Origin of the sequence: Vreelandella janggokensis, from assembly GCF_031451615.1 — a bacterium.
Lineage (GTDB): Bacteria > Pseudomonadota > Gammaproteobacteria > Pseudomonadales > Halomonadaceae > Vreelandella > Vreelandella janggokensis.
In genome coordinates this window covers 77,428-100,276 of the sequence record NZ_JARWAJ010000004.1, presented here as the reverse complement: position 1 = coordinate 100,276, position 22,849 = coordinate 77,428, and the positions used below count along the sequence as shown (strand labels likewise).

Below are 22,849 nucleotides of genomic sequence, written 5' to 3'. Positions count from 1 at the left end.
CCAGAGGTCAACCATGAACCATAAACTAGCTGGGGCTGATGAGCAGCCCCCTGAGTTGCTGCGCCTTGAGCACGTATCCAAGCGTTTTGGCGGTGTGCAGGCGCTTGACGATATCTCCTTTAGCGTCATACCAGGCGAGGTATTATGCCTTGCCGGAGAAAACGGTTGCGGGAAATCCACGCTGATCAAAACCATTAGCGGCGTACACCAACCAGAACCCGGCGCCATCATGCAATGGGATGGCAAGGACATGCTCGGTCTAGGTCCCTCCCAGGCAAGAGAAATGGGCATTCAGGTTATCTGGCAAGACCTTGCCCTATTTCCCGAAATGAGCGTGGCCGAAAACATAGCCTTTGAACAGAACCTCGGCACTCGCGTGAGCTTGGTAAACTACGCGACCATGCGTCAAAAGGCCGCCGATCTACTCCAAAGGTTAGGGGTATCTATCGACCTGGACGTCAGGGTCGACTCCCTGTCCATTGCCAACCGCCAGCTCGTCGCCATCGCCAGGGCCCTGATTGCTGACGCACGCCTGGTTTTCATGGACGAGCCTACCGCCTCACTGTCGCGGCACGAAACCGAAGCCCTCATCACTATCGTCCGAAAGCTGTCCGAACAGAATATTGCCGTAGTGTTTGTAAGCCATCGGCTAGCGGAAGTTCTGGATATCTGTACCCGGGTCACAGTGCTGCGCGACGGTCGCTACGTGGGCACCTACTCCACCAGCAACATGACCCAATCACGCTTGACCGAACTGATGACGGGCCAACGTTTCGATTACCAGACGCGCCCAGCTCCAGCCCAACAGGGCGACCCGCTACTGAACGTTAAAAATCTCTCCCGCAGTGGGGAGTATCACAATGTAGATCTCGATATACACCCTGGAGAAATCGTCGGGCTAACTGGCCTGCTTGGCGCGGGCCGCACAGAACTCGCACTATCGCTATTCGGCATGCGACGACCCGACGAAGGCCAGATTGTGTTCGAAGGCAAGCCGCTTCACATGGCCTCAAACCGTGATGCCATCAAGGCCGGGATTGCCTATGTATCCGAAGACCGGCTATCGCTTGGCCTGATCCAACAGCAATCCATCGGCGATAACACTGCCATTACCGTGCTTGGTCGCCTGCTAAACCCGCTCGGTTTGCTCTCACCGAAGAAAAAACAGAGTCTGGTGGATGACTGGATTCACCGCCTGAAGGTCAAGATTGGCGATACCCGCGATCCCATTTCCAGCCTGTCTGGCGGTAATCAGCAGCGCATCGTACTTGCCAAATGGCTAGCCACCGAGCCAAAACTATTAATTCTCGACAGTCCCACCGTCGGTGTGGACGTCGGTGCCCGTGCCGGTATTTTCGAAATCGTGACCGCCCTTGCAGAGCAGGGAGTGGCGATTCTGCTGATTTCAGACGAAATACCTGAAGTCTATTTCAACTCGGACCGCGTGTTGCACATGCGTGATGGCCGTTTAATAGAGGAATTCACACCCGCGACGACCGAGCTTACGCGCATTGAGGAGGCTGTTCATGCATAAATTTATTCCTCGTGTGGGTGGTACCGAGCTATGGCTGATCGCCGTGATCGTGTTGATTTGCATCGCGCTATCACTCACCACCGATACCTTTCTGACGCTGGTCAATATCCTGGACCTCCTTAACTACTCGGCCGTCAACGTGATCTTCGCTGCGGGCCTTTTGGTGGTGCTGGTCGCCGGTGGTATCGACATCTCCTTCGCCGTGGCCGCCTCGGTCGTCCAGTACCTTACTGCCACCACCTTAATCAGCATCGGCGGCGGCAACTGGGCTATTGGTTTTGGCTTAGCCATTGGCTTTGGCACTTTGCTAGGTTCCATCAACGCCGCCTTTATCTATCACTTCAAAATCATCTCGATTGTCGTGACCATCGCCACCTTTAACCTGTTCTTCGGCTTGCTGATGTTTCTAACCGACGGCGCCTCGATTTATCTACTACCGGACTGGGTGGTTGACCGTGTCGTATTCTTCGAACTGGAAACCAGCAACGGCTGGGCCGAACTCACCCTGCCCGTTTTCGTCATGGCAGTGGTGCTATTTGCCACTTGGCTGCTGCTTAGGCGCCTTAACATTGGCCGCCAGATATTCGCCATGGGCGACAACCCCGAAGCCGCACGGCGACTGGGGATAGGCATTGGCAAGATGCACTACCTGGCCTACGGCTGGCTGGGTGCTTGCGCCGGCATTGCAGGGCTGATGCAGATGCATTACGCCCAAGAGGTCGTGCCCAATGCCATGTACGGTCGAGAGCTCGAAGTGCTTGCCGCTGTCGTGCTGGGCGGAGCACGCCTGGGAGGCGGACGCGGCACATTGCTGGGCGCAGTACTTGGCCTGGCTCTGATAGCCATTACTCAAAACGGCCTCAACCTGCTTGGCATTTCCTCTTACGCTTTCCGAATGATCGTGGGGGCCACCATTTTGATCGCCATCTGCATGTCGGGGGACACCCTCGATGCCCTGCGCGCTCGCCTTAAACGCACTCGTGCCACGCGGCGTCATGAGGAGGTAGTGTAATGTACTCATTTGTCATGCAACTTTTCTCTCGCAACGCCTCCAGAGGTAGTCCCTCATCAGGCCCAGCAGGAGAACTGATAGGCATAAGCATTGTTCTGTTAGCGCTGCTGATCCTGTTCAGCTCTTTATCCGACCGCTTTTTTACCGGCGCCACCTTTTCCTCCATCGCCTTCCAGCTACCTGAACTGGGCCTGCTGGCCCTGGCCATGTTGATCCCCTTGCTCTCCGGTGGGCTCAACCTCGCGATTACTTTCTCCGCCAATATCTCAGCGCTAGCGATGGCTTGGGTAATTGGCTGGTTGGGTGGTACAGACGCAGGAATGACAGGCATTCTACTCGGCATGTTGGCCGCCATACTCAGCGGTGCCCTGATTGGCTGGGCGCTGGGGGCAATCGTTGCCTATACCGGAGCACATCCTATTCTCGCCTCACTGGCAATGATGATATTCCTGCGCGGATTAGGCGAGTTTCTTACCCGTGGCGGCAGTATTTCAGGTTTCCCCGAAGAACTTGCCTATCTTGGCCAAGGCACACTGTTTGGCATTCCCATTCCACTTCTGATTTTCGGCCTCAGTGCCGCTATTTGGGCACTGATCCTCAACCGCACCCGATTAGGGTTCTCGATCTACATGCTGGGTTCCAACACAGCCGCTACACGCTACTCAGGCATCAGCACAAGACGCACCCTAACCATGGTGTATGTACTGTCCGGCATCATGTGCGGTATCGCGGGTATCATCATGGCAAGCCGCTTCAACTCAGTGCGCGTTGGCCATGGCGAAGCCTACCTTTTGATCACCGTGCTGGCTTGCTTTTTAGGCCGGGTTGACCCCTTCGGTGGCTTTGGTCGCGTAGCGCCGGTTGTCATGGCACTCATCATTTTGCAGGTCATCAGCTCCGGTCTTAACCTGCTCGGCACCAACCAACACCTGGCAACGGCGCTATGGGGCGGCATTCTCATTGCCGTCATGGTGGTGCGCTACATCTGGGCCAGGTTCTCCTCAAGGCGCAAGGCAAGTGCCTGAGGATTCCGCCACGATGACGTAAGTGTGCAACGAGCACGTACTCACATAACAAACGCACTTACATAACAAACGCACTTACATAACAAACGCACTTACACATAACCATCATATCCACGCAAGAATCGCACGTTCACACAACAATAGAAGGAGTGACCCATGAGTGTTAGTGGCTTTGGCGTACATACCGCCATGTGGGCAATGGAGTGGGACCGGGCAGCCGCCGAGCTGGCCATTTCCGAAGCGGTCAAGCACGACATCGACTTTCTTGAGATAACGATGCTGGATCCCATGGGGGTCGATACCGCCCATACCCGCAACCTGCTGGAAAAAGCTGAGGTAGATTGTGTCTGCTCGCTAGGGCTCCCCCTGGACAAGCTGCCTACCAACAACCCAGAAGGTGCACTCGACTTTCTAACCATGGCCATTGATAAATCCGCCGAGATAGGCGCCCAAGCGATGAGCGGGGTCATTTACGGCGGCATTGGTCAGCGCACCGGCTCCCGCCCCACGCAGCAAGAATACGACGCGACGGCGCGAGTGGTCGAAAAAGCCGCCGCCTACGCCCAGTCAAAAGGAATGCTATACGGGCTTGAAGCGGTGAACCGCTATGAAAACCACTTGCTCAATACCGCCGACCAGGCGGTCATGCTATGTGAAATGGTCGGCGCCGAAAATATCTTTGTCCACCTCGATACCTATCATATGAATATCGAAGAAAAAGGCATCGCCCAAGGCATTCTTCGTGCCCGAGAGCACCTCAAGTACATTCATCTGTCCGCATCCGACCGTGGCACGCCGGGCCGCGACACAATTGCCTGGGATGAAGTTTTCACCGCTCTTGCCGCCATTGAATTCAAGGGCGGCATGGCCATGGAGAGTTTTATCACCGTACCCCCTCAGGTGGCCAGTGCCCTCTCCGTTTGGCGCGATGTCGCTCCCTCCCGGGAGGAAGTACTCACCGACGGCCTTAGCTACCTGCGAATGAAAGCGAACCAGTATGGTTTAATCTGATCGTTTGCTCTCGCCTTGAGCCTTCTCAAAGGAGCCCTTCTCAGAACAGCATCGCCTTACTAGAAAAGTACCAGCCCGTCTTGATTGGTTGTGATTGGTTGGTACGACGTCACCCCTGATTGAGTAGCGCTAAACTTTAGAGTCCGATTCGCTGCTCGGCTACAACCCTGGGGTGATGCCAACCATAGCCGTCCAACGATGTCTCGCCTTACGTGTTCTTCTTTGGCACTTAAATGGCGGAGTGGGCAAATGACAGAACCACAAGGACTTTTTATGCGGCCGTCACATCACGCCGCCCTGATCTTGGCTCCCGGCTTCCATACACCGGTTAGACTAGGCTTTTACAGTATCGCCTTTCACACTCGACAAGACATTTGCTTTCGATGCCCGCTCGCGCTCAGCGTAAAGCGAAAGCTCATCGGTCACCTGAGAACCTAACGCTTCTTCAAAGGAACCGCGATTAGCGTTACCCTCATAGGCCTCGTTCTGCTCTCCACCTAAGTTCGACCGAAAAATACCCGCAGCACTCACCGGTAAAAAGTCTTCATAGGTAATCGGATGGGCTTCCACAAGGCCTTGTTCGATCAAAACCTCAAGATCGTTACTAGCATTACCCTTAGCGGTCTGACCCGCTTCTGTAAGGCAGTAGTGAAAGTACGCCAAGCCTTCATGGCGCATTGTCTCCTCACAGTCGGGAAGCGCCATAAATACCTTATTCATTACTGCTTGATAAGCCTCGTTATCCAGTTCCGCGGCTTGTTTGCGGCCTTCTCTCAGTAACTGGTCATAAAGTTCACGCCCTCTGGGCGTGAGTGCCATCCCGCGCTGCTCAATTTCACCAAAGCGTGCCGTATGGGTTCCTTTTGCGTTACCCGCAAAACGAATCGACTCCTCTAACGCCTTAAAGCTCGTTTGGCGCAACAAAATAGGGCATTCACGATGCGGCGGCCCTTCAATCACCACTTTGGGATTCATGCCCATATCCGGCATACGGCGCTGCACTTCATCAATATCCAAGGTGCGCGGCGTCAGGTGATTAATATGTGGCCCCCGGAAGCAAACCACGTCTGCAATCAACCGATGCTCGTCATGCAGCGCATGATAAGTCTCCAGATCGACCGTAGCGTCCTGGTGCCAGCGGAACGTTTCCAGTGCTTCCTTAACAAACTGGTCAGCTTCCTTGTTGGTTAGCCCGCCCTCGGATTCGTGACGCTCAATGAGTTCCCGCACGCGCGAAGTGAAAATATCACGCTTGGCCAGTATCTCTTCTGAACGCTGGCGTAACGTCTCGCTTTCGATTAACTCTAAACGAAGCAGCGAGGTAAAAACACGAAAAGGATTGCACGCCAGCGCCTCATCGTCGATGGGCCGAAAAGCTGTTGAATGAACTGGCACTCCCGCTTCGGAAAGATCGTAATAGCCCACCGGATACATCCCCATAACGGCAAACAGCCGCCGCAACATGGAAAGCTCGTTTGCTGTTCCCACTCGAATGGCCCCGTGGCGCTCTACGCTCAAACGCGCCAGCTCATCCTGGCTTTTCAAACGGCGGTGCAGGTCAGGCTGTTGGTTGAGCGTTTCTTGGTTGACTCGTTCCACAAGTTCAAGCAACGCGCCGTATTGTGGCACTTCTGCTTTATACATGTCCGACATGGCCTTAGAGAAACGGTCGCGAATAACGTCGGTTGAAAGGAACGATATTGGGGTCATTTCGAGGCTCTCTATAGCGTATTGTTAATGTCAAAAGGATTTATAGATATCAAGTGTGCTAATAGCGCTTGAAAAGGATGATGCAGGCAAGTATCCGAAAGCGCTTCACATGGCTACTTAAGGAGTAGCCCTACCCAAAAATCGCTTCAATCGACGGCGAGCACAGCTAGTAGCTTTTGCGCGAACAGCGCCGGGGCTTCTACCGAGGGTACATGACCCACGCCTTCAAAAATTTCTAGTGGTGCGTCATTGAGGTCCGCTGACAGGGCTTCCAGCGTCGCGGGCGGCGTGGCCAGATCCTCGCTTCCGCCAAACAGCTGTACCCTATCCTTATGAAGAGTGTTCTTACCTGAGAGCCTTCCAGTGAACGTATCGCGGCCGAGCATTTCGCACAGCTGGGCGTAGGACTCATCATCGCCACGGCCCATCTGGGTGCACCAGCCCGCTTTCAGCGCCGGGCTTGCTTCAAACGCCTTTGGTGCAAACCAGCGCGGCACAATCTCTTCAGACATCGCCGCCAAGCCTTCCTGCCGTACACGACCTGCACGGGTGTTCCAGAGATCCGGGTTGCCGATCACCGCGCCGGTATTGGTCAGCGTTGCTGACAATAGACACTCGGCGTGCGCGACAATCAGCTGCTGGCCAACCACACCACCGATCGATGTTCCAACAAAGTGAAAGCGCCTAGCGCCAGCGAGCTCCACCAGTGCCAACGCTTCAGCTGCCAAGTCGGAGGGGCTGATTTGTTTACCGCTTACAGCCGCGCTTGCCCCGTGACCAGGTAGATCCCAAGTCAGTACCCGGTAACGTGGCAGCAGCGCGGGAATCACGTCGTCCCATACTGATTGACTCATGCCCAGCGGGTGCGCCATAACGATCAGTGGGCTCGTTTCCGAGCCGAGCAGCCGGTAGGCGACGCTGCGGTCGTTGATATCCATAAATGCCATAGTAACTCTCCCTTCCTCAGGCATCGCATCATTGGAAGCTCGCGGTAATACAGAAGATCAGAGCTTCAACTCTTATATCTTCCCCCTTACCTTATCCTTCTTACGCCCTTTCTATCAGCGTGGCGATACCCTGACCGACACCTACGCACATGGTGCACAGCGCATAGCGCTTGCCGCTGTTTTGCATTTCATGGGCGGCGGTAAGCAACAGTCGTGCGCCGGACATACCCAGCGGGTGGCCCAGCGCAATCGCCCCGCCGTTAGGGTTAACTCGGGGGTCGTCGTCTTTTAGGCCAAGGTCGCGCATGCAGGCCAGTGCTTGAGCGGCAAAGGCTTCGTTGAGTTCGATAATATCGATGTCATCGAGGCTAACGCCGGTGCGTTCTAGCAGGCGGTTGACCGCCGGCACGGGGCCGTAGCCCATGAGTCGCGGCTCAACACCCGCCGTGGCCATACCGATGATTTTCGCCATCGGTTTAAGGCCGTGCTGTTTGACCGCTGCCTCGCTGGCTACCAACATCGCTGCCGCGCCGTCGTTAACACCCGAGGCGTTGCCGGCGGTGACGCTACCGCCTTCACGGAAAGGAGTAGGCAATCCGGCGAGTTTCTCAAGTGTGGTTTCCCGCAGATGCTCATCCTGATCAAAGATCAGCGGTTCCTGCTTGCGGCGGGGTATCTCAATGGCGGTGATCTCCTGGGCAAAGCGCTCCGCCCGTTGAGCGGCAGCGGCTTTCTGCTGGGAGCGCAGCGCAAAGGCGTCCTGATCTTCCCGGGAGATGTTGAACTGCTCGGCGACATTTTCCGCAGTCTCCGGCATCGAGTCGACGCCGTAGGCTTTCTTCATCAGCGGGTTGATAAAGCGCCATCCGATAGTGGTGTCTTCGATCTTTTGGCCACGGGCGAAAGCGCTATCGGCCTTGCCCATCACGTAAGGCGCACGGGACATGGACTCCACACCACCAGCGAGCGCCAGCTCCATCTCACCGGCTTTTATGGCACGAAAGGCCGTGCCCACCGCATCCATTCCAGAGCCGCACAGGCGATTCATGGTGGTACCAGGCACCGAGGCGCAAATACCCGCTAGCAGCGACGACATGCGCGCGACGTTGCGGTTATCTTCACCGGCCTGGTTGGCACAGCCCATGAAGACTTCTTCTATAGAGGCAGGGTCAAGTTCCGGCGCTTCCGCCAGAACGGCTTTGAAAATTGTCGCAGCGAAATCATCTGGACGCACACTGGCAAGCGTACCGCCGAAACGGCCCACGGCGGTGCGACGCGGATGGCAAAGGTAGACATGGCTCATCAAAAACTCCTTATGCGCCCGCGTGGGCGCGCTCAGTGCGGGCTTTCAGCTCACGTAAAATTGTCAGCTCGTTTTCGCTGGGCTCGGGAGTGCTCTCAAGCTGCTCGGCAAAGCGAATCTCCCAGCCAGTCGCCTCAATCACGTCTTCACGGGATACCCCAGTGTGCAGCGAGACCACCACTAGCTCTTTAGTCTCAGGATCAGGCTTCATGACACAGAGGTCGGTGATCACCCGGGTAGGACCTTTGCCAATGTTGGGCACGTTGTCGCGGCCTTTACCGTCACGGCCAAAACCGAGCGTAGTGACAAAGTCGACGTCTTTTACAAACGTCCGCTTGGAGTGCTTCAGAGTAATAAACACTTCGCCCGCGTTGGTGGCGATTTCCGGTGCACCGCCGCCACCCGGCAGACGTACTTTAGGTGCCTTGTAATCGCCGATCAGCGTGGTATTGAGATTAGCGAAGCGGTCAATTTGCGCAGTGCCCAAAAAGCCCACATCAACCTTGCCGCCCTGAAGCCAGTAGCGGAACATTTCCGGCACTGACACGGTGGTCAACGCCGATTCGCACAGCTCGCCATCGCCGATGGAGAGCGGCAGAATATCGGGCTTGGTTTGCAGCGTACCGGACTCATAAATCAGCACCACGTCAGGCGCATGAGTCAGCCGCGCCAAGTTGGCGGCTTCAGAAGGTAAGCCGATGCCCACAAAACAGGTCATGCCATTTTCCAGTGCCCGCGCAGCAGTCACCGACATCATTTCAGAAGAGGTATATTCAAGACTCATTAGATATTCTCCCCTACATGATGTTGAACATCGTTAAAGACGTTGTCATCGAGCCACTGGGTAAAGGCGTCACGATCACGGGCAATCGCATCCCACTCTTTATAAAAGCGGTTGCTGCGGTCGTAGTAACCATGCGTATAAGAAGGCAGCGCCCCCTTTTCTGCGACCGCAACGGCGCTGATGGCCCAGCCGGGAATCACACAGGCGTTGGGGTGCGTGTCCAGGTCATCGACGATTTCCTCTACAGTGACGATGCTGTGCTTGGCTGCCAAAACCGCCTCTTTCTGCACACCAACAATCCCTTCCACCAGCACGTTACCCTGACGATCTGCCCGCTGGGCGTGAACAATCGACACATCCGGACGCACCGACGGCACAGCGGCCAGGCGCTCCCCGGAAAAGGGGCAATCGATGAATTTGATTTGATCATTGACGCTGGGCAGCTCGCTGCCGATGTAGCCGCGAAAAACCGCTAGCGGTAATCCGGCTGCCCCTGCTTCAAAGGCACAGGCCATGGCCGCGTGGCTGTGCTCAAGAATCTCGATCTTGCGCGGCCACCCTTTCTCCACCGCATCCCTCAGACGGTGCAGTGAGCCCACGCCAGGGTTGCCGCCCCAGGAGAAAATCACTTTTTTCGCGCAGCCCGCGCCGATAAGTTGATCGTAGATGATATCGGGGGTCATGCGGATCAGTGTGAGATCGCGCTTTTTTTGACGGATCACTTCGTGACCGGCGGCAAACGGAATCAGATGGGTAAAACCTTCCATGGCAACGGTAGCGCCGTCTTCGACGAAGCGCGCTACCGCGTCATGCAAGCTTAGAAACTCGGCCATGTTGGGTGCCTCTTAGCTGAACGTTACTAACTTATTGGCATTTGTTCGTTAAACGAACATAGATTCTCAATACGAACAATTTACTGCCGAATACATACCGGGTCAAATGGCTGTTGGGCTCAGATCAGCAAATTTGGGGCAATACATAGCCTCAGATAAATTAAAAACCTTATAAATAACAATATTTTATATATAAAACCAACATGCACAGGCACACTTGGGCCGCGCTTCGCTACTACCAAGGTATAAAGGAGAGACACAGGTGTCGAGCGTCGATAGCTCAGAAGCACATTTGTTCGCTATTCGAACATTATGCTAAATTACCAGATGACCATGCATTGACTGGATGAGAGCAAAAATAATGCAAGACTTACCCCCGGTAGACACACTTAAACCTGATGATCGTGACTTCGTAACAGCACTGGCGAGTGGTTTGGAAGTCATCCTGGCCTTCGATGATTCCCATCCAAAAATGACGTTGAGCGAGGTCGCTGCACGTACAGGTATGAATCGAGCGAAAGCACGACGATTCTTGCTAACGCTGAACGCACTAGGCTATGTACGTAAAAATCAGCGTTACTTTGAACTCGCCCCCAGGGTACTTCAACTCGGATATGCATACCTGTCGGCGAATAATTATCGCAGCGTCATACAACAATATCTGGAAGATATTACCGCTCAAAGTGGCGAGTCATCCTCACTTGGCGTGTTGGATGGAGACGATGTCATTTATGTGGCACGCTCAGCGGCACCACATCGCCTGATGGCGATTTCTTTATCAGTGGGTACGCGCCTTCCAGCAGCCCATACTTCCATGGGTCGCGTACTGTTGTCGCAGTTAACTGACACAGAGCTAAATGCCTATTTGGAACGTATTTCATTGAAGCGATACACCGATAAGACCATCAATGATAAAGAGGAGCTAAAGAAGTGTCTCGATGAAGTACGTCAACAAGGTTATTCGGTAGTAGATCAAGAGTTAGACTCTGGCTTGCGATCCATTGCCGTTCCGGTCTTCGACATCCATGACAAGCTTATCGGCGCTATCAATATCAGCACCAACGCCGCACGCGTTGATATGCAAATGCTGTTAAACACTTATAAGCCCTTATTACAGGATAAAGCCCAACTTATCCGGCAAACGGTCAATACCTAGAGGCACTCACTCGCCAGGCCGACGGCTAGCCAGCCTCAGCAGCTGAGTGGCAAGCAAAGCTAGTGCTCAAGGAGGCTTGAACACTAGCATCGAGTAATCAGGCCCTGCTAAATGCTGCTTTCAAGCTCTGGCAGAATCTCGAACAGATCGCCCACCAGGCCATAATCGGCAACCTGGAAGATCGGCGCTTCGTCGTCCTTGTTGATCGCGACGATGACCTTGGAGTCTTTCATGCCCGCCAGGTGCTGAATGGCGCCGGAAATCCCCACCGCGATATACAGCTCCGGGGCAACGATTTTACCGGTCTGACCGACCTGCATGTCGTTGGGAACAAAGCCGGCATCAACCGCGGCGCGGGAGGCACCAATCGCCGCCCCAAGCTTGTCGGCAATGCCATCGAGCAGCTTGAAGTTCTCACCGTTGCCCATGCCGCGACCACCGGAGATGACCACCTTGGCGCCACCCAGCTCCGGGCGGTCCGACTCGGCCAGTTCCTGCTTGACGAAACTGGACTGGGCATTGTCGACCACGGTATCAATGGCTTCAATGGTGGCGCTACCACCATCGCCCACGGCATCAAATCCGGTAGTACGCACGGTGATGACTTTCAGCGCGTCGTCGCTCTTGACAGTCGCAATGGCGTTGCCGGCGTAAATCGGGCGCTTGAAGGTATCAGCGCTATCCACGGCAAGCACATCGGAAAGCTGGCTGACATCTTTCAAGGCCGCCAGACGCGGCAGTACGTTCTTGCCAGTGGTAGAGGCGCTGGCCAGCACGTGGGTGTAGCCATCGGCCAGTTCGACCAGCAGCGCGCCCATGGGCTCAGCAAGCTGGTGGGCATAAACGGCGTTATCCGCAACGCGTACTTTACTCACACCGTCAAGCTTGGCCGCCGCCTCGGCCGCGGCCTGAACGCCTTCACCGGCGACAAGAACGTCGATATCGCCACCAATGGCTTTAGCCGCGGCCACGACGTGGGCCGTGGCGCCCGCCAGTTGGCCTTCATGCAGGTCGGCAAGTACCAAAATGCTCATAAAATCAGCTCCTTTCAAAGCGCTTGTCTCGAAGAACTCGTCTCAAAGTACGGGTTGTAAAGAACCGACCTTAAAGAACCTTGGCTTCGTTTTTCAGTTTGTCGATCAGCTCGTCTACCGAGGCCACTTTGATACCGCCTTTGCGCTCCGCTGGCGATTCGACTTTCAAAAGGCTGACCTTGGACGCCACCTCAACACCCAGATCGGCGGGGGTCTTCACGTCCATGGGCTTTTTCTTGGCTTTCATGATATCCGGCAGCTTGGCGTAGCGCGGCTCGTTGAGGCGCAGGTCGGTCGTGACGATCGCCGGCAGCGTCAAGGCAACCGTCTGCAGGCCGCCATCGATTTCACGGGTGACGTGAACCTTGTCACCGTCGACGGCCACCTCTGACGCAAAGGTACCCTGTGGCAGGTTGGTCAAGGCGGCAAGCATCTGGCCGGTCTGGTTATTGTCGGTGTCGATGGCCTGCTTGCCGAGAATCACCATGCCCGGTTGCTCTTCATCAACCACCTTGGCCAGCAGCTTGGCCACGGCCAGCGATTCAGCGCGCTCGTCGGTTTCGATATGAATGGCGCGATCCGCGCCCAGCGCCAGCGCGGTGCGCAGTTGCTCCTGGGCGGCCTTGGGGCCCACCGTCACGGCGACCACTTCCGTCGCAACGCCCTTCTCTTTCAGACGCACGGCTTCTTCCACGGCAATTTCGCAGAACGGGTTCATGGCCATTTTGACGTTGGTAAGTTCGACGTCAGAGTGGTCTGCTTTGACACGAATTTTGACGTTGTAGTCGATGACGCGTTTCACCGCGACAAGTACTTTCATGAAAGCTCCTTAGTGGTATACGTAAAAAGTGGATTAACCAACGACGCCGTCATTTTTAAACTGCGATAGTTGTTCTGGTGAAAGGCCAAGGTATTCAGCAAGCACATCATTCGTATCTTGGCCTAGCAGTGGTGCTGGCCTTTTATATTCTACTGGCGTATCAGAAAGATGAATTGGGCTCCCAACCATCTCGAAGTCAGGATTCATGGGATGGGGGATGTTAACTAACATGCCACGAGCATCCACTTGAGGCTCCGCTAATGCATCGGCAATGTTATTGATTAGCCCGACGGGCACTTTGACCTTACTTATTCTCTTCACCCAAGCGTCCGCTGTGTCGCGCTTGAAATGGTCCGATAGAATCTGAGTAATCGCCTCTCTGTTTCTGACGCGATCTTCATTCTTTGAAAACCGGGGATCCACAGACAATTCGGGCAGCTCTATCGCATTGCACAATGCGGCAAACTGAGAATCGTTGCCACAGGCGATAATGAAATCCTTATCACTTGCATGGAAGGAGTTATAGGGCACGATATTGGCATGCGCATTACCGTAGCGGCCAGGTGATACGCCCGTACTTAGGTAGTTTTGGCTCTGGTTACCCAACGCAGCCAGCTGTACATCCAGTAAGGCCATATCACAATGCTGTCCACGCCCTGTTTTTTCACGAGCCAGCAGGGCTGCCTGTATAGCAATAACCGAATACAGGCCCGTCATCACATCGGTGACAGCCACGCCCACTTTCTGCGGGCCGCCACCCTGAACACCATCACGTTCACCCGTGATACTCATCAGCCCGCCCATACCCTGAATAATAAAATCATAGCCAGGCTCCTGCGCACGAGGCCCCGTCTGACCAAACCCCGTAATGGAGCAATAGACCAATCTCGGATTAAGGCTTGAAAGTGACTCGTAATCCAGACCGTATTTCTTTAAGGAGCCTGCTTTGAAATTCTCTATCAGCACGTCGCTCTCGGCAGCCAGCGCACGAACAATTTCCTGGCCTTTCTCGCTAGCAATATCGACAGCCACCGAGCGTTTATTGCGATTGGAAGACTGATAGTAAGAAGTTTCCTGAGTATTTTCACCGTCAGCAGTCTTCATGTAGGGAGGCCCCCAGGCACGAGTATCATCCCCACGCCCAATACGCTCCACCTTGACAACATCCGCACCAAGGTCTGCTAGCACTTGGCTGCCCCAAGGCCCCGCCAGCACCCGGCTTAAGTCGAGCACACGAACGCCCGTTAGCGCTCCCATGGCACCCTCCTCTTTTGAACCAACATAATCCATCTCCGACATCACCGAGCACCCGATGAGGGATGCAGCAGCGATACGCCAAGCGTGGCACGACGACGCAGCCACGGGCTTGGCCGATAGCGTGGATCACCCGTCAATGCGTGAATACGATTGAGTATGCCAAGCAACCGTTTCGCTCCCAGGGCATCCCCCCACGCCAGCGGGCCCTGAGGATAGTTGAGCCCGAGCCTGACGGCATTATCGATATCGGCAGGCGTCGCAATCTCACGCTGGGCAATATCGCAGGCCAGGTTCACCACTGCGGCAAGCACCCGCTGAGAGACAAAACCCACGCTGTCACGGATCACCGTTACGCAGGTACCATCTGATGCCAATAACGCATGCGCTGCGTCGCGCATTTCATGTCGGGTGACCGGTGTCACCATGAGAGTACGATGACGCTCAAGGCCCATCAGTGCATCAAGGCAGAGCGTGCGCTCTGGGTCGGTACCGAAGTACGCACTCGCACTCACCGCATCATCACCAAAGGGCAGCAATAGGCAGAGCGCTTCGTCCGAGGGTGAATCCGTCTGCTCGACTCGTCCGCCAAGCGACGCTATCAATGATGCAACGTACGTATGTAGGTCGGCGTCATCACATCCCACCCAGATTGGCGGTAGCTCAGTGATGTCAGGCACCGGCTGTGGCGTCGGGGCATCGACTTTTTGTCCTTTTTCATAGCGATAAAACCCAACACCGGTCTTGCGGCCCAAGCGGTTACCTTTCAACATCTGTCGGGATATATAAGACGGACGGTAACGCGGATCGTGATAGAACTGCGTGAAGATCGCCTCCATCGCAGGATGGGACACATCCAGGCCCGTTAAATCAAAAAGTTCAAGCGGCCCCATCCGGAATCCAGCCTCTTCGCGAAGAATCCGGTCGATATCCCCAGTAGGCGCTACTCGCTCCTCAAGGATTTTCAGACCTTCTGTGCTGTAGGCACGTCCCGCGTGGTTGACGATGAAGCCAGGGGTGTCCTGGGCGCGCACGCCCGTATGGCCGAGTCGGCTTGCCAGCTTAAGCAAAGTGTCGACGACAGCTTCATCCGTATCAATGCCCCCGATCACCTCAATAACCTTCATCAACGGCACAGGATTGAAGAAGTGGAAACCGGCCACTCGATCAGGGCAGTTCAAGCCAGCGGCAATCGATGTGACCGAGAGTGAAGAGGTGTTAGTTGCCAGAATGCACTCTCGGGCAACAATTGCCTCCAGATCAGCGAATAGCGCTTGCTTGATTCCCAGGTCCTCAACGATTGCCTCGATGACCACGTCGCAATCTGCCAGGGCCGGTAAGGACTCGATGACAGAAAGATGAGACATCGCAACCTCAGCCGATTGGCGAGATATCTTGCCCTTACCCACTAGTTTGTCTAACGTTGCCTTCAGGCCATCAAGCGCCTTTTGGGCCGCACCTTCATTCTTGTCAAACAGCACCACATCCAGGCCAGCCTGGGCAGCAATTTGAGCGATCCCCGCTCCCATCACGCCGGTTCCGACAATCCCCAGTCGGTTTACGTCACTCGCCATTACGGTGCTCCTCGATAGTTCGGTTTACGCTTCTCGACAAAAGCAGCGGCCCCTTCCTTCTGATCCGCCGTGTCAAAAAGCATCTGGAAAGCTTTTCGTTCAAGAACCAGGGCACTCTCAAGCGGCAGATCGGCACCCATGAGCACTGTCTCCTTGATGTGCTCGAGTGCCAGCGCTGGCAAACGCGCAATGTCTTTAGCCAATGTATTGGCGCGCTCCAATGTCTGATCGTCGGCCACCACTTCGCTCACCAAACCCATGCCCAACGCTTCGGAAGCTGGCACCATGCAGCCGGTCATCAGCATGCGCATGGCCTGAAATTTGCCAACGGCTCGAACCAATCGTTGTGTCCCGCCAGCGCCAGGCATCAAGCCAAGTTTGACCTCTGGCTGCCCAAACTGAGCAGACTCCCCAGCAACGATGATGTCGCAGTGCATGGCAAGCTCACAGCCACCGCCTAAAGCGAATCCGTTGACCGCGGCAATGACGGGCTTGGAGCAGTGCGCGATCGGCTCCCAAAAGCGTTCATTGTGTCGTAAATGCATTTCGGTCGGAGACGCAGTAGCAAACTCGTTCACGTCAGCACCGGCTACAAACACCTGCTCGCCTCCGGTCAGTACGATGGCCCTGACCTCGTCATCCTGGGCTAAAGATAAAAACATCTCGGCGAGCTGGCACCGAACAGCGCCGTTGAGGGCATTCTTGGCATCTGGGCGATCGATTCGAACCACCGCCACTCCATCATCAAGCGAAGCAAGGTAGACCTCGGCGGGCGGTTGCTTGTCCGTCATATAAACCTCATCATTTATGTCTGCATTGCGAACATTTGTTTTGATAATGAAGTTATTTTTACACAGCTTATCGAACGGCTGTCAATTAGGCTAAAACAGGATCAATATAAAAACGATATTAATCATACTTTTATATTAAAAAATGTTTTTTTAAATCTTGCACAAGGCATTAAAAGAAATGTCCGCATTGCAGACTTTTAGTCTGCATAGTTGACATACCTCCATCAGGAATCGCAAAATCGATTCATTGAGCAAACCACGAGCGGAGCATAACTCGGTGAAGACAACAAACAGTCAGGGTGACTATCAGATCGTGGTGGACCCGATGAACACAGCAAGCGAGCAGGAGGAGGACCGGCAGTTTGTGACGGCGCTGGCCAGAGGGCTTGAGCTATTACGCTGCTTTACGCCAAGCGAAAGCGCCCTAAGCAATCTCGACCTGGCAAAAAAGTCAGGCTTGCCGCGCCCTACCGTCAGCAGGCTTACCCATACGCTAGCTCGACTGGGCTATCTGCGCCCTCTGCAACGCGGGAAATACCAGTTGGATGTGGGCGTCATGGCCTTTGGCTATTCGATGATATCCAACTTGCCAATTCGCGCGATTGCCCAACCCTTGATGGTAAACCTTGCTAACGAGGTCGGTGCAACGGTAGCCATGTCCGCCCGCGACCGACTAGACATGGTTTATCTCGATGTGGTCCAGAGTGCTCTTCGCTCTACCATCCGTCGTCAGATCGGTACACGCCTGCCCATCCACCAGAGTTCGGCGGGCCGCGCATGTCTCGCTGCCATGTCCACTCAGGAGTCTGATGTGATGATGAATCACCTGCGGGACTCGAATCCTGCAGAGTGGCCAGCCATCCGAAGATCATTGGAGCGTGCTTTTCGAGACTACGCTGATCACGGGTACTGCCTATCGATTGGTGAATGGCAACGCAAGGTTAATGCCGTTGCGGTGCCCCTCCATCATCCCCAGCTTGGAATTCTCGCGTTCAATTGTGGTGGCCCCGAATTCCAGATATCACGCGAAAAGCTGGAAGAGTCTATCGGGCCGCAGCTGGTGCAACTGGTCAACGATATAAAGACCCAAATCTCATAAACCGCACGACATCCCGACATACAAATTCATATCAAGAGGCGCACACATGATTCGTGATCAGGAAACCATGCAGCTCCTGCTCGACTCCATCCGCAGTTTTGTTCAAGAAGAGCTGATTCCGCGTGAGGAAGAAGTCGCTGAAAGCGATGACATCCCCGAGGACATTGTTTCACAGATGCGCGATATGGGGCTCTTCGGCCTCACCATCCCCGAAGAGTTTGGTGGACTGGGGGTGACCATGGAGGAAGAGGTCAATATCGCTTTCGAGCTTGGCCGGACATCTCCTGCTTTCCGCTCTTACATCGGCACTAACAACGGTATTGGCTCAATCGGTATCCTGGTCGACGGCACCGATGAGCAGAAAGCCCACTATCTGCCCCGGCTAGCCAGCGGCGATATTCTGAGTTCTTTCTGTCTAACCGAGCCTGACTCGGGTTCGGATGCGGCCTCACTGCGCACAACGGCAGTGAAGGATGGCGATGACTACCTGATCAACGGTACCAAGCGCTACATCACGAATGCGCCGCATGCCGGCATTTTTACCGTCATGGCGCGCACGAACGTCGAGATCAAGGGTGCCAAGGGCATCAGTGCTTTCATCGTGGAAGCCGATACCCCCGGCATTACCATCGGGAAGCGCGATAAGAAGATGGGCCAAAAAGGCGCGCATACCGCGGATGTTATCTTCGACAATGTGCGGGTACCGGCCAGCGCACTGATTGGCCAGCAAGAAGGCGTGGGATTCAAGACCGCCATGAAGGTTCTGGACAAGGGACGCCTGCACATTGCCGCCATTGCGGTCGGCGCCGCTGAGCGAATCCTGGAAGACTCTCTACGCTTCGCCATGGAACGCAAACAATTTGGCACACCCATCGCCGAGTTCCAACTGATTCAAGGCATGCTGGCCGATTCCAAAGCCGAGATTTATGCTGCCCGCTGCATGGTGCTCGATGCCGCTCGCAAGCGCGATGATGGCCACAACGTCAGTACCGAAGCCTCTTGTGCCAAGATGTTCGCTACCGAAATGTGTAGCCGTGTGGCCGACCGCGGTGTTCAGATTCACGGCGGCGCTGGTTATATCAGCGACTATGCCGTTGAGCGGTTTTACCGGGATGTACGCCTTTTCCGGCTCTATGAAGGGACGACTCAAATTCAACAGGTGATCATTTCGCGTAACATGATCCGCAACGCCCAGTAATCAGCACCACACAGCCCGCCATACTTGTGCCAAAGTACCTTGTCAGTCCGCTGAGCCCTGGCAAGGACTTGCTCACATCCAGAACCTGGAACCAGCGATGTACTTGCCCCCTATCAGCTTGCTAATCGAAAGAGGACGGCGGCCATCATCAACGATGTCGCAAGAAATACGCCATTCCAACGCAGGCCGATCTGTCCCGCCGTCATCCCTGTAAAACGTGACATTATCATCATCGCTGCCGTGAACGGCGACGACACCATCGTCAACGACCAGCCCGACAGCATCGCTGCTGCCAACAGCGGCAACGACACGCTTTCCAGCCCTACCTGGGCCACCATGCTGGTCAAGAAGGTCACGCTGATAATCGGATTAACGCCTACCTGAGCAAGAATGACGATCAACAAGAGCACGACTGCTGGCAACCAATTGCCAAGAGCAACAAGCAGGGAGGCCACCCCACCCAGTTGGGCAGGATCAAGCAGCGCCACGCTGAGATAGCCGAGATAGGCCCCCGAGCCCAGCGCCACAACCTCATTACCAATGCCACCTAATACCTCAGGCAAGCGACGGGCTAGCATGACCATGGCAGGCCCCACGCCCGCATAGCTAATACCACGACACTGCCAAGCCAGCCAGATCCATGCTCCCAACGGCACACCAATCACAACCGCCTGAGGCAAACGCAGCGAAAGCACCGTTGCCAGCGCAAAAACCAGCATCACTAACGCAAGCAGCATCAAGCTAAAAGCTGCCAGCGGCATCAGTGAGGGCCGTGCGACTAAGGCTCCCCGCGCTCTCGGGGGAGGCCCTGCAACGTGATCACAGGCCCAGCCCAACAGAAATAGAATGACGGCCGACAACAATACGTAAGGAAAGAGTTCACCCCAGGTTAGCGTTTCAAGATTAGCCAAGACGACCGCGACACCGATACCTAGCGGGGAAACCAGCGGCGCCAGGGTGAAACCACGCAAGGTTGCCAGAAGCATGCGTCGACGACGCACCTCTTGCAACCATACTCTCCCCTGTGCTGAGCCGAGGGTGTTGGACTTGTCGATCATCGACATGAACAAATTCAACACACCGAAGTTGAGCACGATACCGAAAAGGGTGGAGCCCAATGAGAGGATCGGATAACGCCAGGTGGGTGGCTGCAACAACAGGCTATGACCGCAGCGGCGGATGAGTCTTGAACGGTAAGCTGGCAGGCGAAGCACTGCAAGCGCCGTCATGAACGCCGCCAGGAATACAAAGCCACTTGCAGCCTCATGAAGCACAGCCCAAGGTGAAGGAAGTCTCCATAGCGCAAAGAGCGACGCTACGACACACGCCAACGCTAGCATCCGGGCCATCAAGCTGAAACGTGGCCAGCCAAGTAGTAGAAAGCTAACCAGCAGGAGTTGAGCCAGGCTTTCGGCCCACGTTGCACCGCTTAATAAATGCATTGCAGCCAGCACGGCCACACCAGCGAGCAAATGGCTAGACCACACGCCTGCTGCGGATTCATATCTGCCAAGATCCATGGTTACCCCACTTCCCTGATAAAAATCGAGCCGACCCCCGCCAAGAAGTCGGCTCGATTCCCTAGAGCCTTAAGCCCGCCTCGCGGACTTAAGGAAAGTCGCCACTTACAGCAAGGCCCGCAGCGTCATGTTCCCGCTTCTGATTCATTAGAGCTCTGTTTCGCTTTTTGCCGTGAAGACATAAAGCGATAAAGGGCCAGCAAAATCGAGCCCACGGTGAGCGCAATGAAGAACCATGTGATCGGGCCCCGCACGAAAATCGACAGGTCGTTGGAACCGATCAACAATGACCGGCGCAGGTTGTCTTCAAACATGGGTCCCAAAATGAAGCCAATGAGGAAAGGGGCCGTCGGGATACCGGTACGATTAAACACATACCCTAGAACGCCAAACGCCAACATCAGCCATACATCGAAGGTATCGTTATTAACGGCGTAAGCCCCATAAACGCAGAACATCAATACGATCGGGAAAAGGATCGATTTGGGGATATCCGCAATCAAGGAGAAGTAGCGGATGGCCGCATTACCCACGAACAGCAGGATCACCGAGCTCATCATGATACCGAGGAACAGTGCATAAATCAGGGGCAGGTTTTCCTGGAACAGGAGTGGTCCCGGGGTTAGGCCATGGACCATAAAAGCCCCCAGGATGATGGCCGTGATCACATCACCGGGAATGCCTAACGACAGGAGCGGAATCAAGGTCGCACCAGCAACACCGTTGTTACCTGCTTCGGAAGCGGCCACACCTTCTACTTCCCCCTTACCAAAGCGCTCGGGATGGGGTGAACGACGCTTCGCATCGCTATAGGAGATAAAAGCAGCCGCCGTAGCCCCAGTGCCCGGAATAGCACCGATCAATACCCCGATCAAACTGCCACGAACGATGCTTTTGAGGCTGCCTTTTAGCTCTTTGAATGAAATGCCCGCACCACTCGCTTTAGCACGTAAATGCGGAACCACCTTTTTGCGATAAAACTCGATAATCTCGGGTATCGCAAAAAGACCGATCAATAGTGGAATAAACGAGATGCTATCCATCAAGTTATAGTTGCCAAAGGTCAATCGCTGCGAGCCAAACACTGAGTCCAGCCCTACCAGCGAAAGCAGTATACCGAGAAGAGCGGCTATCAGCCCCTTGATCATTGAGCCACTTGCGAGCGAGATGATGATGGTCAAAGAAAAGCAGATCAACCAGAAGAACTCTGGCGCGCCGAAGTTAAGGGCAATCTTGGCCAGGTAGGCAGCGAAGAAGATCAGCGCAATATTAGAGATGAAATCCGCAATCACCGAGGAGTAGAGCGCCATCTTAAGTGCCTTTTTCGCTTCACCCTGCTGCGCCATCGGATAGCCGTCCAATAGCGTACAGGCCGAAGCAGGAGAGCCAGGCGTTCGGATCAAAATGGCGGTAATAGAGCCGCCATACATACCGCCTTTATAAATACCTATCAATAAGAGTATGGCCGCCACCGGCTCCATAGAAAAAGTAAAAGGTAGCGCCAAAGCCACCGCCATGGTGGCTGTAAGGCCCGGTATGGAGCCGACAGTCACGCCAACTATCACCCCTACCGCTATGGCCAAGAAATTCTCTGCAGCCAAAAACAACTGCAATACTTCTGTAATGGTTTCCATAAGTCACCAGATCTTGAAAGATGGCCGCCGGGTTAAAACGGCAACAGAGGCAGCGGGACGTTCATGACCTCGGTAAACAGTAGTGTTACGCCTACGGGGAAGACGATAGCCAGACCATAGACCCACAAAGTACGCACCGGGTGAGCAACGAACAGCATAAAGGTGGCAAGGATACCGCTGATGATCGCGCCCAACATTTCGAATAAGCCAGCATATACAATCAATGCTGACAACATCAGAACAAAGCGCAACCACGGGCCTCGTTCGAAGCGACGCCCACTCTCCTCACTGTCATCAGCAACTAGCAAACCCTGGGCGATCATCAGTATCGAGAACATCAGCAGCAACCAGCCTACGATGGTTGGTAGCCAACGCGGAGACATCATGGGGCTTTGCAGAATAGGTGGCTGACCAATGTAATCCGGGATCAAGAAGAACAGCAGAAGCAGGGCGAATCCCAGCAATATCACCCCTGCGATCACATCCCACAGATCCTTGATCAGCGTGCCAGAACTAGAGTGAGACTTCGTCATCGGGGATACCCTCTCGACGTAAAAAGCTCCATAAGTAAACCAACTGAGGCGAGGGGCATGGCCCTCGCCTCGTCATG

At 54.8% G+C, this 22,849-nt stretch carries 20 protein-coding genes; 7 read left to right on the top strand and 13 right to left on the bottom strand.

The window, feature by feature from the left end; genetic code table 11:
* The first annotated feature begins 13 nt into the window (after positions 1 to 13).
* From QC816_RS12300 to QC816_RS12285, 4 genes are all read left to right on the top strand, one after another.
* The gene (locus QC816_RS12300; protein ID WP_309782564.1) at positions 14 to 1,534 is read left to right on the top strand and encodes a sugar ABC transporter ATP-binding protein; all 1,521 of its coding nucleotides are present in this window, start codon (positions 14 to 16) and stop codon (positions 1,532 to 1,534) included.
* Positions 1,527 to 2,546: an ABC transporter permease gene (locus tag QC816_RS12295; RefSeq protein ID WP_309782562.1), complete on the top strand. Its 1,020-nt coding sequence runs from the start codon at positions 1,527 to 1,529 to the stop codon at positions 2,544 to 2,546. Before QC816_RS12300 ends, QC816_RS12295 begins: the two co-directional genes overlap by 8 nt.
* The gene (locus QC816_RS12290; RefSeq protein WP_268900908.1) at positions 2,546 to 3,571 is read left to right on the top strand and encodes an ABC transporter permease; all 1,026 of its coding nucleotides are present in this window, start codon (positions 2,546 to 2,548) and stop codon (positions 3,569 to 3,571) included. The genes QC816_RS12295 and QC816_RS12290 overlap by 1 nt, the downstream gene beginning before the upstream one ends.
* Before the next feature lie 156 nt (positions 3,572 to 3,727).
* Positions 3,728 to 4,582 (top strand): sugar phosphate isomerase/epimerase family protein, encoded by an 855-nt coding sequence (locus QC816_RS12285; protein ID WP_268900909.1) that lies wholly within the window; start codon positions 3,728 to 3,730, stop codon positions 4,580 to 4,582.
* Positions 4,583 to 4,915: 333 nt separating this feature from the next.
* On the opposite strand, the gene hglS is transcribed toward QC816_RS12285, so the two are convergent.
* From hglS to QC816_RS12260, 5 genes are all read right to left on the bottom strand, one after another.
* Positions 4,916 to 6,292 (bottom strand): 2-oxoadipate dioxygenase/decarboxylase HglS, encoded by a 1,377-nt coding sequence (hglS, locus tag QC816_RS12280; RefSeq protein WP_309782559.1) that lies wholly within the window; start codon positions 6,290 to 6,292, stop codon positions 4,916 to 4,918.
* A gap of 146 nt (positions 6,293 to 6,438) precedes the next feature.
* On the bottom strand, positions 6,439 to 7,239 hold the full coding sequence (locus QC816_RS12275) for an alpha/beta fold hydrolase (protein WP_309782558.1): 801 nt from the start codon (positions 7,237 to 7,239) through the stop codon (positions 6,439 to 6,441).
* A 100-nt stretch (positions 7,240 to 7,339) separates the two neighbouring features.
* A complete protein-coding gene (gene pcaF / locus QC816_RS12270) occupies positions 7,340 to 8,542 on the bottom strand; it encodes a 3-oxoadipyl-CoA thiolase (RefSeq protein WP_309782557.1) in 1,203 nt (400 codons plus the stop codon).
* Between the two features lie 10 nt (positions 8,543 to 8,552).
* Positions 8,553 to 9,326 carry a CoA-transferase subunit beta gene (locus QC816_RS12265; protein ID WP_309782555.1) on the bottom strand — a complete coding sequence of 258 codons (774 nt, stop codon included), beginning with the start codon at positions 9,324 to 9,326 and terminating at the stop codon, positions 8,553 to 8,555.
* Positions 9,326 to 10,159, bottom strand: a complete 834-nt coding sequence (locus QC816_RS12260) for a CoA transferase subunit A (RefSeq protein WP_309782553.1) — start codon at positions 10,157 to 10,159, stop codon at positions 9,326 to 9,328. The genes QC816_RS12265 and QC816_RS12260 overlap by 1 nt, the downstream gene beginning before the upstream one ends.
* Positions 10,160 to 10,520: 361 nt before the next feature.
* On the opposite strand from QC816_RS12260, the gene QC816_RS12255 reads away from it, so the two are divergent.
* Positions 10,521 to 11,315, top strand: coding sequence for an IclR family transcriptional regulator domain-containing protein (locus QC816_RS12255; protein ID WP_309782551.1), 795 nt, complete (start codon positions 10,521 to 10,523; stop codon positions 11,313 to 11,315).
* Between the two features lie 107 nt (positions 11,316 to 11,422).
* On the opposite strand, the gene QC816_RS12250 is transcribed toward QC816_RS12255, so the two are convergent.
* From QC816_RS12250 to QC816_RS12230, 5 genes are all read right to left on the bottom strand, one after another.
* Complete coding sequence (locus tag QC816_RS12250; protein ID WP_309782549.1) at positions 11,423 to 12,349, bottom strand: electron transfer flavoprotein subunit alpha/FixB family protein; 927 nt, start codon at positions 12,347 to 12,349, stop codon at positions 11,423 to 11,425.
* 70 nt (positions 12,350 to 12,419) lie between these two features.
* Positions 12,420 to 13,169 carry an electron transfer flavoprotein subunit beta/FixA family protein gene (locus QC816_RS12245; protein WP_309782547.1) on the bottom strand — a complete coding sequence of 250 codons (750 nt, stop codon included), beginning with the start codon at positions 13,167 to 13,169 and terminating at the stop codon, positions 12,420 to 12,422.
* 33 nt (positions 13,170 to 13,202) lie between these two features.
* Positions 13,203 to 14,468 carry a CaiB/BaiF CoA transferase family protein gene (locus tag QC816_RS12240; protein WP_309782545.1) on the bottom strand — a complete coding sequence of 422 codons (1,266 nt, stop codon included), beginning with the start codon at positions 14,466 to 14,468 and terminating at the stop codon, positions 13,203 to 13,205.
* The gene (locus QC816_RS12235) at positions 14,468 to 15,997 is read right to left on the bottom strand and encodes a 3-hydroxyacyl-CoA dehydrogenase (protein ID WP_309782543.1); all 1,530 of its coding nucleotides are present in this window, start codon (positions 15,995 to 15,997) and stop codon (positions 14,468 to 14,470) included. The genes QC816_RS12240 and QC816_RS12235 overlap by 1 nt, the downstream gene beginning before the upstream one ends.
* Entirely contained in the window at positions 15,997 to 16,788 is a 792-nt protein-coding gene (locus QC816_RS12230) for an enoyl-CoA hydratase (protein ID WP_309782541.1), read from the bottom strand. Before QC816_RS12230 ends, QC816_RS12235 begins: the two co-directional genes overlap by 1 nt.
* Before the next feature lie 277 nt (positions 16,789 to 17,065).
* On the opposite strand from QC816_RS12230, the gene QC816_RS12225 reads away from it, so the two are divergent.
* On the top strand, positions 17,066 to 17,887 hold the full coding sequence (locus tag QC816_RS12225; protein WP_309782539.1) for an IclR family transcriptional regulator: 822 nt from the start codon (positions 17,066 to 17,068) through the stop codon (positions 17,885 to 17,887).
* Positions 17,888 to 17,933: 46 nt separating this feature from the next.
* Positions 17,934 to 19,085, top strand: a complete 1,152-nt coding sequence (locus tag QC816_RS12220) for an acyl-CoA dehydrogenase family protein (protein WP_253024688.1) — start codon at positions 17,934 to 17,936, stop codon at positions 19,083 to 19,085.
* A 113-nt stretch (positions 19,086 to 19,198) separates the two neighbouring features.
* Here QC816_RS12220 and QC816_RS12215 read toward each other — a convergent pair whose 3' ends face one another.
* The 3 genes from QC816_RS12215 to QC816_RS12205 form a co-directional block, all read right to left on the bottom strand.
* On the bottom strand, positions 19,199 to 20,314 hold the full coding sequence (locus tag QC816_RS12215; protein ID WP_309782538.1) for a hypothetical protein: 1,116 nt from the start codon (positions 20,312 to 20,314) through the stop codon (positions 19,199 to 19,201).
* A 416-nt stretch (positions 20,315 to 20,730) separates the two neighbouring features.
* Positions 20,731 to 22,239, bottom strand: a complete 1,509-nt coding sequence (locus tag QC816_RS12210; protein WP_253024691.1) for a tripartite tricarboxylate transporter permease — start codon at positions 22,237 to 22,239, stop codon at positions 20,731 to 20,733.
* Between the two features lie 32 nt (positions 22,240 to 22,271).
* Positions 22,272 to 22,772, bottom strand: coding sequence for a tripartite tricarboxylate transporter TctB family protein (locus tag QC816_RS12205; RefSeq protein ID WP_309782536.1), 501 nt, complete (start codon positions 22,770 to 22,772; stop codon positions 22,272 to 22,274).
* Positions 22,773 to 22,849 lie beyond the last annotated feature (77 nt).